This window comes from Devosia aurantiaca (genome assembly GCF_011058215.1).
Lineage (GTDB): Bacteria > Pseudomonadota > Alphaproteobacteria > Rhizobiales > Devosiaceae > Devosia > Devosia aurantiaca.
Genome location: NZ_JAALFG010000001.1, coordinates 1,247,402 through 1,263,311, shown reverse-complemented (window position 1 = coordinate 1,263,311; position 15,910 = coordinate 1,247,402). Strand labels below are relative to the sequence as shown.

7 protein-coding genes and 6 pseudogenes are annotated in these 15,910 nt (G+C 62.9%); 11 read left to right on the top strand and 2 right to left on the bottom strand.

Translation table 11 applies throughout. The features are described 5' to 3' along the window. Positions 1 to 12: 12 nt before the first annotated feature. Positions 13 to 1,879 (bottom strand): annotated as a pseudogene (locus G5575_RS06460) (adenine deaminase). A 200-nt stretch (positions 1,880 to 2,079) separates the two neighbouring features. Between G5575_RS06460 and G5575_RS06455 the strand changes: the two are divergent. The 8 genes and pseudogenes from G5575_RS06455 (at position 2,080) to G5575_RS06420 (ending at position 11,232) form a co-directional block, all read left to right on the top strand. Beyond that, positions 2,080 to 3,113 (top strand): annotated as a pseudogene (locus tag G5575_RS06455) (ABC transporter substrate-binding protein). 55 nt (positions 3,114 to 3,168) lie between these two features. Next, the gene (locus G5575_RS06450; protein ID WP_164533548.1) at positions 3,169 to 3,993 is read left to right on the top strand and encodes an ABC transporter permease; all 825 of its coding nucleotides are present in this window, start codon (positions 3,169 to 3,171) and stop codon (positions 3,991 to 3,993) included. After that, positions 3,990 to 4,781: an ABC transporter permease gene (locus G5575_RS06445; protein WP_164533763.1), complete on the top strand. Its 792-nt coding sequence runs from the start codon at positions 3,990 to 3,992 to the stop codon at positions 4,779 to 4,781. Before G5575_RS06450 ends, G5575_RS06445 begins: the two co-directional genes overlap by 4 nt. A 4-nt stretch (positions 4,782 to 4,785) precedes the next feature. Beyond that, on the top strand, positions 4,786 to 5,847 hold the full coding sequence (locus tag G5575_RS06440) for an ABC transporter ATP-binding protein (RefSeq protein WP_164533547.1): 1,062 nt from the start codon (positions 4,786 to 4,788) through the stop codon (positions 5,845 to 5,847). Then, a complete protein-coding gene (locus G5575_RS06435; protein ID WP_164533546.1) occupies positions 5,844 to 7,175 on the top strand; it encodes an amidohydrolase family protein in 1,332 nt (443 codons plus the stop codon). The genes G5575_RS06440 and G5575_RS06435 overlap by 4 nt, the downstream gene beginning before the upstream one ends. Then, entirely contained in the window at positions 7,162 to 8,556 is a 1,395-nt protein-coding gene (locus G5575_RS06430) for a M20/M25/M40 family metallo-hydrolase (protein ID WP_164533545.1), read from the top strand. Before G5575_RS06435 ends, G5575_RS06430 begins: the two co-directional genes overlap by 14 nt. Then, positions 8,553 to 10,350, top strand: a pseudogene (locus tag G5575_RS06425) (adenine deaminase). Before G5575_RS06430 ends, G5575_RS06425 begins: the two are co-directional and overlap by 4 nt. Continuing rightward, a pseudogene (locus G5575_RS06420) lies at positions 10,343 to 11,232 on the top strand (nucleoside hydrolase). Before G5575_RS06425 ends, G5575_RS06420 begins: the two co-directional pseudogenes overlap by 8 nt. Here G5575_RS06420 and G5575_RS06415 read toward each other — a convergent pair. Then, positions 11,229 to 12,394: pseudogene (locus G5575_RS06415) on the bottom strand (M20 aminoacylase family protein). The pseudogenes G5575_RS06420 and G5575_RS06415 overlap by 4 nt on opposite strands. Positions 12,395 to 12,467: 73 nt before the next feature. On the opposite strand from G5575_RS06415, the gene G5575_RS06410 reads away from it, so the two are divergent. From G5575_RS06410 to G5575_RS06400, 3 genes and pseudogenes are all read left to right on the top strand, one after another. Continuing rightward, the gene (locus G5575_RS06410) at positions 12,468 to 13,148 is read left to right on the top strand and encodes a phosphoribosyltransferase (RefSeq protein ID WP_164533544.1); all 681 of its coding nucleotides are present in this window, start codon (positions 12,468 to 12,470) and stop codon (positions 13,146 to 13,148) included. A gap of 95 nt (positions 13,149 to 13,243) precedes the next feature. Next, positions 13,244 to 14,287: a LacI family DNA-binding transcriptional regulator gene (locus tag G5575_RS06405; RefSeq protein WP_164533543.1), complete on the top strand. Its 1,044-nt coding sequence runs from the start codon at positions 13,244 to 13,246 to the stop codon at positions 14,285 to 14,287. Next, positions 14,284 to 15,902 (top strand): annotated as a pseudogene (locus G5575_RS06400) (FAD-dependent oxidoreductase). Before G5575_RS06405 ends, G5575_RS06400 begins: the two are co-directional and overlap by 4 nt. Positions 15,903 to 15,910 lie beyond the last annotated feature (8 nt).

Sequence of the window (15,910 nt, the reverse complement as noted above, 5' to 3'; positions counted from 1 at the left end):
AGGCGCTTATGTTCACCAAACGATATCGTGCGTCTCTCCGGTGGCGACATTGACGAAGCCGTTGGGCGCAAGCGGCGATGGCGCGACAAGCACCCAGCGCCAAGGCGCACAGGTGAGCGTCGCAAAGGCGAGGCGTTCGGGAAAGCCAGGCCACCAGCGCGGCGAGAAGGTCGGCTCATACATCCAGTCGATGGTTTCGCCAGCCTTGTAGAGCTGCTGCATTTCTTTATCGAGTTCGGGTGCCGGGCGGCAGGTCAATGAGGCCGCCGACCTCGTATTTGACGGTCGCCAGGAGTTCGCCGCGCCCCACCAAGGCCCAGCCGCCTTGAGTTTCCCGCAAGGCGTTGACCGCCTTGGCCATCGCGGCGTCGGAGGAGCCGACCACCCAGATGTTGTGCTTGTCGTGGCCCATGGAACAGGCGAGCGCTGTATCTTGGGTGCGCGGCCCGGTGCCGAGCCAGAACATGGCCGAGGTTTTGCCTTCGCCGGAGAAGCGGTCGACGATGGCGAACTTGGTGATGTTTCGATCAGGGTCGCGCTCGACGAGACCATCGCGGACGGAGAGCTCGGTGGTGATGAAATCGTCGGCCCAGTGGAATGGCCGCAGCAGCGCAGCATTGACGCTTTGCCGGCCCTCGGGCGCGTGGATGGCAAAGTCGTCGGCGGTCATTTCGCGATCGATGGTGACGGTCTGCGTCGCCCATTGTGGCCAGTCGATGCTGAGGAGGGCTCCCACGTAGTCCCGGCCCTCGGACACCTGCTGTCCGTCGGCCCAGACTTCGGCGATGGACAGGGTTTGGACGTCGTCGAGAAGGACCAGATCGGCGAAGCGGCCGGGCGCGATCGAGCCGACCCAGGGCGTAAGGCGCATGTGGCGCGCCGGGTTGATGGTTACGAGCTGGATGGCGATTTCGGGCGCGAGGCCCGCCTCGATGGCGAGCCGTACATTGTGGTCGGTGGCGCCCAGCTTCATGGTGTCGGAGCAGGACCGATCATCGGTGCAGAGCGCGAACTGCGACCAGTCCTCCTGGCCGGACGCCAGCAGACCGGTGACGATCTCTTTGAGCGAATGCGGGCGAATTTCCATGAAGAGACCGCGCCGGAGCTTGTCTGCGACTTCCTCAGGGGTCCAGGCTTCGTGGTCGGAGGCCATGCCGGCTGCGGCGAAGGCGTTGATATCGTCGATGGCGCGCATGCCGGCCGCGTGACCTTCGACGACGCCGCGTTGTTCGAAAGTGGCGCCGATCATGCCCCAGAGTCGCTCATAGGACGGGTTTTCCGGGTTCCAGACGGCAGGCCAGTCCATGACTTCGTCGAGGCCGGCCACCATCAACTGGCTGGAAAGAAAGTCACGTTGTTCATCATAGCCGAAGTGACCGCCGCCCCATTCATAGGCGGTCGGCGGCACTGCCGAGCCGGGCAGCGGGAAGATCTTCATGGGCGAGCCGGCGAGACGTGCCTTGAGCCAGAATTCGAGGTTTTTCGGCCCATTAACGTTGGAAAACTCGTGGCTGGCTTCACAGGTCCAGGTACAACCAAAGGGCAGAACGAGAGCCGCTTCGTACTCGGGCGTCAGGTGGCTCGATTCGATGTGCTTGTGCACTTCGCCAAAGCCGGGGACAGCTGCCAGATGCGAGCGATCGATACGCTCGTCCACGATGCCGGGGTATTTTCCGGTCGGTCCCACCCAGGCGATGCGCCGGCCCGAAACCATGATTTCCTGGTCGTCATGCCAGCGGCGGCCGTGAACATCGAGGAGCCGACCGACATGGATGGCGCGCGTTGCCGGCCGCTGGCCCAAGGCGACAAGGGCAAGATTCTGGCGGATTCTGATTTCGTCAGCGGCGCTGATCAGGAGGTCTTCTGGCGCCTGGCTCATAAGGGTGGTCTCTCGTGCTCGATCTCGCCGGCAAACTCGTCAGACCGCCCCATCGGGTCAAGCAAATAGATGTAGTGCAAAGCTGATGCGCGCTTAAAGATTGAGCTTGCAGTCGCACCGCCGCAAAAATAGGCTTTGCGGCGGGGAGCATAATTCTCAATCAGTCGTCGTGCCTAGCCGACGCGAACAGGAAGCCGTCTATGAACAAGTTCTTCGTTACCGCTCTGGCGATCTCCGCCACGGCCATGCTGTCTGCTGCCCCGGCAATGGCACAGGGCAAGACGCTGACCATCTCCTGGTGGGGTTTCAACGGCGAAAAGCTCGAGTCCATCGTGCTGGCGCCGTTCCGCGAGCAGTGCGGCTGCGAGATTGTGTTCGAGACCGGCAACAATGGCGAGCGCCTCAACAAGATCCAGATCCGCAACGGCGCGGGCGTCGACGTCGCCTACTTCTCCGACAGCTTCAGCCAGCAGGGCATCGAAGCCGGCCTCTTCCAGAAAATCGACCCGGCCAAGCTGCCAAACCTTGCCGGCATCTATGACCTCGCCAAGGACCCGCAGGGGGCTACGGCCCCGCTTACACGATCGGCCGCGTCGGCATCGTTTATGACGCCTCCAAGGTCACGACCCCGATCACTTCGTGGGAAGATCTCTGGCGCGAAGACCTTGCCGGCTCGCTGTCGCTGCCCGGCATCACCACCACGGCCGGTCCGATGGTCGTGATGAAGGCCGGCGATCACGCTGGCGTCGATGCCTTTGCCGATGAAGACGCAGCCTTTGCGGCGGTCGAAGAGCTCAAGCCGAACGTGGTCAAGAACTACAATACCGGCTCGGAAATGATCAATCTGTTCTCGACCGGCGAGATCACTGCTGCCGTCGCACAGGACTTTACCCTCGGCCAGATCCAGGCAGCCGTTCCGACCGTCGAATGGGCCGAGCTTGAAGAAGGCGCGATCGCAACGCTCAACACCGTCAATATCCCGACCGGTGCTGCCGAACCCGAACTGGCCTACGAGTTCATCAACTTCATCCTGTCGCCCGAAATCCAGCAGCAGCTGGCCGAACAGGGCGTCGACGCTCCGGTCGTGACTTCGGTCGAACTGACCCCGGAACAGGCATCGCTCTGGACCTATGGTGCCGACGTGATCGCCGGCCTCCAGCGCATCGACTATGCCAAGATGAACGCCGCCAAGGGCGGTTGGGTCGACCGCTGGAACGAAATCTTCGGCATGTAATCGACCTTGGCGGGGTGGCCACGGCCGCCCCGCCGCTCTTCCTTAAGGCCATAGTATGAAACGTTTCGCCGGCTGGACTCAGGCCTCCCCTGCCACGCTGTTGGTCGTGGTATTTCTTGTTCTGCCGGTGCTGGCGACGATCGTCACCACATTCACGACGCCCGGCGGGCCCTTTGCCACCTATGCTGCATTTTTCGGCAGCGGCTTTCGTCGCGCCGTGCTGTTTCGCACTATCCAAGTATCGCTGGCCGTCACCGTGATCGCTTTGGTGATCGGATTTCTGACGGCCTATGTCGTCTCGCGCGCGCCGGGCTGGCTCAAATCCATCCTGATCATCGCCGCGGTGTTTCCGTTGCTGACGGGCGTCGTCGTCCGCTCCTTTGCCTGGCTCATTATTCTTGGCAAGAACGGCATCCTCAACTCGACCCTGATCAGTCTCGGACTGATCACCGAGCCGTTCCAGATGCTCTATACGCAGGGCGCGGTGATCGTGGCCATGGTCTACCTCTTCGTGCCGCTGATGATCCTGACGCTTGTCGGCGTGCTGGAATCCATTCCAGACGATCTGATCCAGGCCTCGTCCTCGCTTGGTGCAAAGCCCTCGGCGACCTTTATGCAGGTCACCCTGCCCCTTGCGGTTCCGGGCCTTATCGTCGGCGCCGTGCTGGTCTTTACGGGAAGCTTTACCTCTTATGCCACGCCGCAGCTTCTGGGCGGCGAACAGGTGATGATGATGGGAACGCTGATGTACCAGCAGGCAATGGTCACCTTCGATTGGGTCGCCGCCTCCACCATCGCCGCCGTCATGGTCGTCATCACCATCGCCATCGTTGCGGCGATGAACGCCATGGCCCGCCGCCTCAACCCGATGACCGCCTGATGACCCGCAATATCCATCCCTTGCTCATTGCCGGCACCGCGCTGGTCTTCATGTTCCTGGTCGGTCCGCTGATCATCGTTCTTGGCGCGGCGCTCAGCGACACGACCTACCTGACCTTTCCGCCGCAAGGCCTGTCGCTGCGCTGGTTCGAGAACATTTTTGCCATCGATGCTTTCCGCCGCACGATCCTGACGAGCCTGCAGATCGCACTTTTATCGACGACGATCGCCCTGATCATCGGCATTCCGGCCGCCTATGCGCTCAATCGCCATCGCATCCAGCTGCCGGGGTGGCTGTCGACGCTGTTCATCCTGCCCGTGCTGGTGCCCGAGCTGGTGCTGGGCTTTTCGCTGCTCAAGAACGTTGCCGTTCAGTTCAACTCGCCGATCTACCTCTCGCTGCTGTTCGGGCATGCGCTGATCGTCTTGCCCTATGTGGTGCGGGTGATCAGCGCCTCGCTGGCCTCATTCGATTTCTCCATCGAAGAAGCGGCGATCAGCTTGGGCTCGCCACCGCTCAAGACCTTTTTCACCGTGCTTTTGCCGAACGTGCGCTCCGGCGTCATCGCGGCCTTCATTCTCGCCTTCATCACCTCGATCAACGACGTCTCCATCTCGATCTTCTTGACGGGGCCGGGGCTTTCGACCCTTCCCATCCAATTGCTCGCGCATATGGAGCAGTTCTTCGATCCCACCGTGGCTTCGGTTTCGGTGCTGTTGATGATCCTTACCGTGGCCGTGATGGCCGTTGTCGAGCGTACGCTCGGCCTCACCTTCCTGGCCAAATGATCTTATGACCCACTCCCTTACCCTCGATTCCATTTCCGCGCATTACGGCACCACCAAAGTGCTGGAAGACCTCTCGCTTGCCGTCGGCGAAGGCGAACTCGTCTCCCTGCTCGGCGCCTCCGGCTGCGGCAAGACCACGACCCTGAGGCTCGTCGCCGGCTTCCTGCAGCCAACTTCGGGCACCATTACACTGGGCGGCCGCGACCTCACCCGCCTGCCGCCACACCAGCGCGACATCGGCCTCGTGTTCCAGAACTATGCGCTCTTTCCGCACCTGTCGGTGGCGGACAATGTCGGCTTTGGTCTCAAGCAGCGCGGTATTTCCGGGGAAGCGAAGACCAAGCGCGTCACCGCCATGCTGGAGCGGGTGGGCCTCGCCCATCTTGCCGACCGCCTGCCCGGCGCCCTCTCGGGTGGTCAGAAGCAGCGCGTCGCCCTGGCGCGTGCCCTCGTGATCGAGCCGCCTCTCCTAATGTTCGACGAGCCCCTTTCCAATCTTGATGCCAAGCTACGTATCGACATGCGCGTCGAGATCCGCCAGCTGCAGCGGGCCAATGGCACGACCTCGGTCTATGTCACCCATGACCAGGAAGAGGCGTTTTCCATCTCGGATCGCGTCGCCATCATGCATGCGGGTCGCATCATGCAGCTCGACACGCCCGAGCGGCTCTACCAGCGCCCGGCCAATGCCTTCGTGGCGCGATTTGTCGGCTTCGAAAACCTTATCCCCATGACGGTGGTGGAGCGCGATGGCGCAAAGATCACAGCCGAGATGGCGGGCGGGGTTCGCCTGACGCTCGGGCTTGAGCAGTTCGGTGATATTCCGGATCGCTTCATCCTGGCCTGCCGGGCCGATGGCCTCCAGGTCACCGACAATGCCGCCATGGAAGGCATTCCGGCAACGCTCGGGCTGCGCACCTATCTCGGGCGCGCCTATCAATATCAGGCCGAAACGCCGGCGGGCCCCCTGATTGCCAACGGTCCTCTGACCCGGCCGCTGGAGCCTGGTGTTGCCGCCAAGCTCGTGCCCGTCCCCGAACAGTGCACGATCCTATCGCCGGAATGACGATCCTTCTCACCAATGCCTGGGTTTTGACGCTCGACGACACTCTGAGCGAGCACAATCCGGGCTGGGTGCAGATCGACGGTTCGACCATAACCGGAATGGGGTCTGGCCCTCCGCCCTCAATTGCTGGCGCCGAGATCATCGATTGCGGCGGCGACATCGTCATGCCGGGCATGGTGAACACCCACTGCCACATGGGTATGTCGGTTTTCCGCGGCCTCGCCGAAGACGTGGATGACCGGCTTTATCGCTACATCCTGCCGCTCGAGCGCAAATTCGTTACGGCCGAGATGGTGCGGATCGGCTCGACCCTGTCGGCTGTCGAAATGATCCAAGGCGGCGTGACCACCGTCGCAGACATGTATTATTTCGAAACCGAGGTAGCAGAAGTCTGCGATCGCGCAGGGTTGCGCGCCATCGTCGGGCAGACGCTGGCCGATTTCGATCCGCCGGACCACAAGACTTTCAACCAGGGTTTTGCCTTGGTGGAGGACCTGGTCGATCGCTACCGCGATCATCCCCTGGTGACGCCCTCGATCGCGCCGCATGCGCCCTACTCTACCGGCCGCGCCGTCATGGAGCGTATCGCCGACTGGTCGCTTGCCAACCCGGATGTTCCGGTGCAGATGCATCTGGCGGAAAGCACGCTGGAAGTGGAATGGGCGCGAAAAACGCATGGTCAGAGCACGGTCGCGGTGACGCGCGATGCGGGGCTCCTCAAACCCAATCTCATCGCCGCGCATTGCCTGCAGCTCGACGACGCCGACATCACCATGATGAGTGAAGCGCAGATCTGCGTCGCGACCAATCCGCGCTCCAACGGCAAGGCAGGCCGAGGAATTTCGCCGGTGGAAAAGATGCGCAATGCGGGCCTACCCGTCGGCATCGGCAGCGACGGCGCGATGAGCGGCAATACGCTCGATCTCTTCTCCCAGTTTGCGCCGGTCTCGATGTTCGCCAAGCTTCTGGGCGGTTCGCGCAAGCCGCTGCCGGCGGTTGAAGTGGTGCGAATGGCGACCATCGAGGGCGCCCGGGTGCTGAGCCTTAACCTCAAGACCGGTTCGCTCGAGGTGGGCAAGCAGGCTGACCTCATCCGCATCAACCTCGCCGCGCCGCGTCTTCACCCGATCTACGATCCCTATTCGCTGCTGGTCTTTGCTGCGATGCCCAGTGACGTCACCCATTCGATGGTCGCCGGTCGATGGCTGATGCGGAATCGGCAGCTGGAAACGCTCGACCCTGTCGGCGCCGTGCGTGACGCCGTTCAGATCGCCAATTCCTTCAAGGCCGAAATGCGCCGCATCGACGAGAGCCATGACCCAGCTTGACCGCATCCTCGCCCATGTCGACGCCGACATCCCTGCCAGTCTCGACCGGCTGTTCGAGCTGATCCGTATTCCGTCGGTGTCGACCGAAGCGCAGTATGCATCGGACTGCCGGCGCGCCGCCGAGTGGCTGCGGGATCAGCTGTCGGCTCTCGATTTCGATGCCAGCGTGCGCGACACCGCAGGCCACCCCATGGTCGTGGCCCATGGCCCTGCCACCGAGGGGCCGCATGTGCTGTTTTATGGGCACTACGACGTCCAACCGGTTGATCCTCTCAACCTCTGGAACACGGCGCCCTTCGAACCGTCGCTTTCCCCGCAGCCGGATGGCGAGACCCACATTCTTGGCCGCGGCGCTTCCGATGACAAAGGCCAGCTGCTGACCTTTATCGAGGCTTGCCGGGCGTGGAAGGCGGAAACCGGTTCGCTGCCGATCCAGGTTTCGATGTTGTTCGAGGGCGAGGAAGAAGCGGGAAGCCCGAGCCTTGGCCCGTTTCTTGAACAGCATGGCGAGGACCTAAGAGCGGACGTCATGCTGGTCTGCGACACCGATATGTGGGACCGCGACACACCGGCCATTACCACGATGTGGCGCGGCTTCGTGTCGGAAGAGTTCACTATAAACTGCGGCGATCGGGACCTGCATTCGGGCATGTTCGGCAGTGCGGCGCGCAATGCCGCGCAGGTCATCGGCAGTGTTATCGGCAAGCTGCGGAACGATGAGGATGGCAGTGTCGCCATACCGGGCTTCTACGATGGGGTGGCGAACCTGCCGTCGGAGGTCGTTGAGCAATGGAACCGACTGCCCTTCGATGCCGAAAAATTCCTGTCCGATGTTGGACTGAAAACACCCGCCGGCGAAAGTGGTCGCTCGGTGCTGGAGCAGGTTTGGGCGCGGCCGACCTGCGAGATCAACGGGGTCTGGTCGGGCTATACTGGCGATGGCTTTAAGACGGTTATTCCGGCTCAGGCTAGCGCAAAGCTGAGCTTCCGGCTGGTTGCCGGCCAGTATCCGCACCGCATAAGGCAGCTTTTCCGCGACTATGTGAAAAGCCTTCTGCCACCCGATTGCACGGTGGCGTTCAAGGCCTATGCTGCGGCGCCTGCCCAGGCCATGCCGCTCGACGGCGCGCTTTTGAACGCGGCGCGCGCAGCGCTTACCGACGAATGGGGTCGCGAGACGGCGCTTGCCGGCACCGGCGGCTCGATCCCGATCCTTGGTGAATTCAAGCAGCGGCTGGGCATGGATGCGCTACTGATCGGCTTTGGCCGTTTCGACAATCGCATCCATAGTCCCAACGAAAAATACGACCTCTCAAGCTTTCACAAAGGCATCCGATCCTGGGTGCGCATTCTCGCAGCCTTCGCGGAGACAAAGCCATGATCCTCAACCGCTTCTCCGTCGCGCCGCTTCACGCCAGCACAATACACCTGGCGGCCGTCGCGGGTGGCCGCGCACCGGCGGACCTCGTGATCACCGGCGCACGGGTGCTCTCAACCTATTCCGAGCGTATTTCCGCGGATCGCGAAATCTGGCTGGCCAATGGGCGCATTGCTGCGGTCATGCCGTCGGGTGCGCATCGCAAGGTCCTGCACCCAAGGCTGTCTATGACGCGCGTGGTGGCATCATCGCGCCGGGTCTGGTCGATCCGCATATCCATATCGAAAGCTCGATGGTCACGGCTTGCGCCTATGCGGAAGCGGCGCTGCTCAACGGCACGACAACGATCTTTTGCGACAGCCACGAGATCGGCAATGTCATGGATGTGGCCGGTGTCGAGGCGATGCTGGAAGACGCGCGCCTGGCGCCGCTGTCGATTTTCCTTACCGTGCCCTCGACCGTTCCGGCGACCTCTCCGGAGCTCGAGACGGCCGGTGGCGACCTGACGCCGGAAAAGATCGGTGCCTTGTTCGACAAGTGGCCCGAGGCAATGGCTTTGGGCGAGAAAATGGACTTCGTGCCGGTCGCCATGGGCGATCCGCGCAGCCATGCCATCATCGCTGAAGCCTTGAAACGCAACCGCCCGGTGTCGGGCCATATCTATGGCCGCGAGTTCGTTGCGCCCTATTCCGCTGCCGGCGTGACCGATACGCATGAGGCCATCGACCGGGACATCTCCAATGATTTCGTCGATGCCGGCATCTGGGTATTCTTGCGCGGCGGCAATCCGGCGACGCCCTGGAACTCGATCGTCGAGGCGATCAAGCCGATCACCGAGCTGGGTGCCAGCCACAAGCGGTTCTGCGTTTGCACCGACGATCGCGATGCCGATGATCTCTTGAGCTTCGGCCTTGACTGGGTCGTGCGCGAGGCGATCCGCTGCGGCATGAAGCCGGAACAGGCTTGGTCCATGGGCTCGCTGCATGGCGCGACACGCTTCGGCATGGGGGACGAGATCGGCGGGCTGGGTGGCGGACACCGCGCGGACCTGGTGCTGCTTGATGACAGCATGAAGCCGGTCAGCACCTGGTATGGCGGCGAGCTCGTGGTCGACGACCGCAAGATCACGCCCCTGCTCGAAGAAACGCTTAACCAGCGCTATCGCTATCCCGAGGCGGCCTACAATACCGTTCACCTGCCCAAGGGCTCAAGCTCACGCCGGAACTACCGACCGCCCCGGTGGTTGCCAACGCCATTGGTATCGAAATGCCCGGCATCGTCTTGCCGCATCGGAAGGTCGCGATCGAGCCGGCCAATGACTGGTCGGCGATCCTCGAAAAGCACAATCTGAGCTTCGTCACCATCATCGAACGGCATGGCAAATCCGATGGCGGCATCGCGCATGGCCTCTTGCAGGATTTCGGCATCACCAACGGCGCGGTGGGCTCAAGTGTCGGGCATGACAGCCACAACATCATCCTCGCCGGCAGCAACGAGGCCGACATGGCGCTGGCGCTTGCAACCATCGAGGAGGCCAAGGGCGGCATCGTGGTGGTGCAGGATGGCGTCGTCACCGCCTTTGTCGGCCTGCCGGTCGCGGGCCTCATGTCGGATAAGCGCGTGCATGAGGTCGCGGCGGAAAACCAGGCGCTGAAGGCTGCATGGCAAAATGCCGGCTGCACCATTCCCTATATGGGATTCAACCTCATCCCGCTCTCGGTGATCCCTGAAATTCGCATCACCGACAAGGGCTTGGTCAAGGTCCCCGAAATGGTATTGGCGCCGCTCTATGAATAGAAAGGTCATCATCGATACCGACCCTGGTCTAGACGACGCGGTGGCCATTTTATTTGCGCTGGCGAGCGACCGCTTTGAGGTGCTGGGGCTGACGACGGTGGCGGGCAATATCGGGCTGGCACGGACGACGGCGAATGCGGGGGCCTGCTTGCCGCGATGGGCCGGAGCGACATTCCGGTCGTGGCCGGGGCGTCGGGGCCGCTGCGGCGCAAGACCATCGATGCGGTCGAAATCCACGGCAATGACGGGCTGGGTGGCGTCACGCTCCCGGCAGCAGCGCCGGTCTTGAGCGATAACGCGGTGGGCTGGATGGCCGAGACGTTGCTGTCGGAGCCGAGTGGCTCGATCGATATCCTGGCGCTAGGTCCTCTGACCAATGTCGCGCAGCTGATTGAAAGGCATCCGCAGGCGGCAAGCCGCATTGGGCACCTGATCGTCATGGGTGGCGCCATTGTGGAAAAGGGCAATGCCGGACCGACGTCGGAATTCAACTTTGCCGCAGATCCGGAAGCCACCGCCCTGGTGCTTGTGAGCGGTATCCGAACGACGCTGATCCCGCTCGATGTCACGCGTCGCATCCGCGCCGATCGGGACTATGTCGAGGGACTGCGCGGCACGGTGGCTGGCGATACTGCCGCGGCGCTGCTGACGGCCTATGTCCAGGATGAAAAGACCAGCCGGCCGCTGCACGATCCTTGCGTCATGGTGCTGGCGGTGGCGCCGGAGCTCTTCGGGGTCGACAGCTATCGGTTGTCGGTCAATGTCAGCGATGACACCGATGCCGGTGGGCTGATCCAGGACGAGGCTGGTTCGCCGGTTTCCGTGGCGATGCGGGTCGACGCTGCGGGCGTGCTTGCGCTTTTGGCGGAAGGGCTGCGCTAGCGCAGCTCCTCTTCGACCACTGCGGTCCAGAAGCGGGCGCCGGTTTCGATGGCTGCGTCGTTGAAGTCATAACGCGAATTGTGATGCAGGGCGCCGTCGACGGCGGGGCCATTGCCCAGCCAGACATAGCAGCCCGGGACGCGATTGCCGAACTCGGCGAAGTCATCGCCGGCCGTCGAGGGCGGGAAGTCGGTGACGACGGGTCGACCGGTGGCAGCCTCGGCAGCCCTGAGCGCTACCGAAGTTGGCTCGGCGGCGTTGACGACCGGGGAATGCGGCGTTTGAACTCGTAGCTGGCGCGGATGCCGAAAGTGGTGGCGATGCCCTGGGCCAAGGTGCCGATTTCAGCTTCGAGTTGATCGCGTACTTGAGGCGTATAGGCGCGGGCCGTGCCGCCGATGCGGACATCGTCGGGGATGACGTTGAGCGCCCGAAAGTCGCCGCCCGTAATGGCGCAGGCGCTGACCACCGCCGGCTGCAGCGGGTCGACGATGCGGGCGACGATGGTGTGAATGGCGGTGAGAAAATGTGCGGCCGCAGTCATGGGATCGCGCCCGAGATGGGGCTTGGCGCCATGGGTGCCGACGCCGTGGAAGGTGACTTCCCAGCTGTCTGAAGAGGCCAGTTGTGGTCCAACGACGACGGCCATTTCGTCGGTGGCGAGGCCCGGCATGTTGTGAAGGCCATAAACGGCGTCGATGGGGAAGCGATCGAGGAAGCCATCATCCAGCATGGCCCTGGCACCGCCACGGCCCTCTTCGGCGGGCTGGAAAATGAAATGGACCGTGCCGGAAAAGGCTCGGGTCCGCGCCAGGTGTTTGGCCGCAGCAAGCAACATGACCGTATGTCCGTCATGGCCACAGGCATGCATGGTGTTGGCGGTGCCGGACTTATAGGGAACATCGCCAAGTTCGGGCATGGCCAGCGCGTCCATGTCGGCGCGGAGTGCGATCGAGCGCGAACCATCGCCAACGCGCAAAGTGCCAACGACGCCGGTCTTGCCCATTCCACGGTGAACTTCGATGCCGGCGGCTTCGAGCTCTGCGGCAACGATCTGGCTGGTGCGCTCTTCTTCGAAGCCGAGTTCGGGATGGGCATGAAGGTCGCGCCGGAGGGCAATCATGGCATCGAGGTCGAATGGGTCGTTGTGGCCGTGGGACATGGGACTATAAGCTCGTCGGTAGAGGTTCGGCCTAGCATCCGCCCTCCGCCTTTGGCCAGCAAGGAAACCGTGATTGTCGCTTCTTCCCCACCAGTTCTGGCAGACCGTAGATCCAGCCGGCTCGCATGCTTCACCCGCCGAAGGATGGGTCGACAGCTATCCGGTATCGCTTCCGGATGGCCGCCAGGTTCTGCTGCCCATCCGGGTCTTGCCGGGGGACGGGACGGCAGCGGTGGCGTCGCTGATCATCAATCAGGCGAGCTTTGCGGTGGAGGACGCCATATCGGCCGCGCTGGCCGATCTGCTGCGGCCATTTTCGCCTGACGTCATTATCGGCGTGCCGACACTTGGCCTGCCCCTGGCAAACAATGTGGCGAGGCGACTCGGTCATGGCCGTATGGTAGCGCTCGGGACATCGCGCAAGTTCTGGTATCGCGACGAGCTTTCCGCGCCGATGTCGTCAATCACCAGTCCTAATCAGCAAAAGACGCTGTTTCTCGATCCGCGTTCCCTGCCGCTGCTCGAGGACAAGCGGATTGCCGTCATCGACGACGTCATCAGTTCAGGGACATCTATGGCTGCCGCGCTAAACCTGCTGGGGAGTGCCGGCCTTAAACCCGTGGCGATCGGTGCGGCCATGCTGCAGGGCACGCGGTGGCATGATCTGCTGGGCGAGTGGAAAGCCAAAATCGTCGCGCCGCTCGCCTCGCCGCGCCTCGGGCGCATAGCCACAGGGCACTGGCAGCAAATTTAGCTTCGGACCACATGGAGTCGCCGTTGACACGCACCGCGCCAATCCGCTAATACGCATTAACAGCTAATACGTATTAGCGTTTTGTGAGGATGGTTTTGGCAGCGACGAAGCGCCTGACACAAAGGGACATTGCACGCTTGGCTGGGGTCAGCCAGGCAACTGTTTCCCTCGTGTTGAATGGCGCGGTCAGTGCTGAAGGCCGCATTCCCCAAGAGACGCGCGAACGGGTCAACAAGGTCATTCGCGAAACCGGCTATGTCGCCGATCCGGTGGCGCGACGGATGGCCAAGGGCCTCAATCGTATCCTGGGCGTCTTCACCTACGAGCCGGCTTTTCCTTCGGCGCAGGCCGACTTCTTCACCCCTTTCCTACTTGGCATCGAGGAAGCGGCACAAGAACTCGGCTATGACCTCCTGTTGCTGACCGGCGCGGCGGCCGGCAAGCAGCGTAAGATTTTTGGCAACAATACGCGCCTTCGTCTGGCCGACGGATGCCTTGTGCTGGGCCGCGAGTTCGACCGCGATGAGTTGGCTCGTCTCGTGGCCGGCGACTACCCATTCGTCGCCGTCGGCCGACGCGACGATGCCGGAGGGCCGGTGCCCTATGTCGGCAGCGACTACGCCTCCGCCACCGCCGACTTGGTCGATCAGGTTCGACGCCTTGGCCACACCCGCATTGCCTATGTCGGCCCTTCGGAAGGCGCCGAGTCGACCATTGATCGCTGGGCCGGCTTTTCCGGAGCCATCGCCGGCCTTCACGTCGTCGCGCATATTCCCGATGTCGGCCAGCGGGGCGACAAGAACCTCGACTTCCTTCTCGCGAGTGGCGCCACCGCAGTGTTCTTCACCGAGCTTGCCGACGCAATCGAAGTGGAAGAGGCGGCGCGCCGTCGCGGCATCGAGGTGCCGGACGCACTCTCGATCGTCGTCCTCGGCAATCATATCCGCGCCGAAAAGCCCGGCCGGCGCTTCACTTCCTTTTCCATCCCGCGCGAGGCCATGGCCCGCGGCGCCACGGAAATGCTGGTGCGACGCGTCGAGCAAAACGCACCCATCGAGCAGATCCTGCTCCAATGCGACCCGGTCGAGGGGGAAACCCTCGGCCCTGCCCATCGAACAAGCCTTAAGACGAGACCATGACCCAAAAAGAACTCAGTGCAGATATCCTCGTCGTCGGCGGCGGCCTTGGTGGCGTCGCGGCGGCGCTCGGCGCTCTGCGCAATGGCCGGTCGGTCATCATGAGCGAAGAATTCGACTGGCTCGGCGGCCAGCTGACAAGCCAGGCCGTGCCGCCGGATGAACATAGCTGGGTCGAGCAGTTCGGCATTACCCGCACCTACCGCCAGCTGCGCACCGGCATCCGCCAGTTCTATCGCGACCATTATCCGCTGACGGCCGAAAGCCGCGCCTGGCCCGATCTTAACCCCGGCGCCGGCTTTGTCAGCCGTCTCTGCGCCGAGCCCCGCGTCGGTGTCGCGGTGATCAACGCCATGCTGATGCCCTATATCGGCGGCGGCAAGCTGCGGCTGTTGCAGCCCTATCGGCCGGTGGCGGCCGATGTCGCGGGCGACACGGTGCGTTCCATCACCCTGCGCCATCGCGACAGGGGGGGGCCGAAATCGTCGTTTCCGCGCCCTATATCATCGACGCCACCGAACTGGGCGACCTCCTACCGATGACGGGCACGGACTATGTCACCGGCTTCGAGAGCCGGCATGATACGGGCGAACCCAGCGCTCCCGACGTGGCGCAGCCCGACAATGTGCAGGCCGTATCGGTGTGTTTTGCGATCGACCATGTCGATGGCGACCAGACCATCGACAAGCCGGCCAATTACGACTTCTGGCGCAAGTATCAACCCAGCTTCTGGGGCGGTCCGCTGCTTGGCTTCAAGGCGCCGCATCCGCGCACGCTGGAGATCACCGAGCGCTCCTTCACGCCCAATCCGGATGACGATCCGCTGCTGGTCGATGCCGATCAGCGCCGCAATCCGGGCGATGGCAATCTCTGGACGTTCCGCCGCATCGCGGCCCGCCGCAACTTCGTTCCGGGCGCCTATGGGTCCGACATCTGCCTCGTGAACTGGCCGATGATCGACTATATGGAAGGCTCGATCATCGATGTTTCCGAAGAGGAAAAGGCGCGCCATCTCGCTGCGGCTGCCGAGCTTTCCTATTCGGTGTTTTATTGGCTGCAGACCGAAGCGCCGCGCGTCGATGGCGGCGTCGGTTTCCCGGGCCTGCGGCTGCGCGGTGACGTCACCGGCACCGACCATGGTCTCGCCATGGCGCCCTATATCCGCGAGAGCCGGCGCATAAAGGCGGTGACCACCATCGTCGAGCAGGATGTGTCGATGACCATCCATGGCAACCAGCTGTCCAAGCAGTATCGCGACAGCATTGGCGTCGGCATGTATCGCATCGACCTCCACCCTTCGACCGGTGGCGACAATTATGTCGACGTCGAGTCCGCGCCTTTCGAAATTCCGCTCGGGGCGCTCTTGCCCAAGCGGGTCAAGAACCTGCTGCCGGCGGGCAAGAATATCGGCACCACGCACATCACCAATGGCTGCTACCGGCTGCATCCGGTCGAGTGGAATGTCGGCGAAGTCGCCGGCCTGCTCGCCGCACACTGCCTCAACAACGGGCTCACACCACACCAGGTGCAGGAAAACGACGCCCGGCTCGCAGACTTCCAAACCCGGCTCTATGGCGAGGGGATCGAGATCCGCTGGCCGGACGTGCGCGGCTACTAGACGCTACA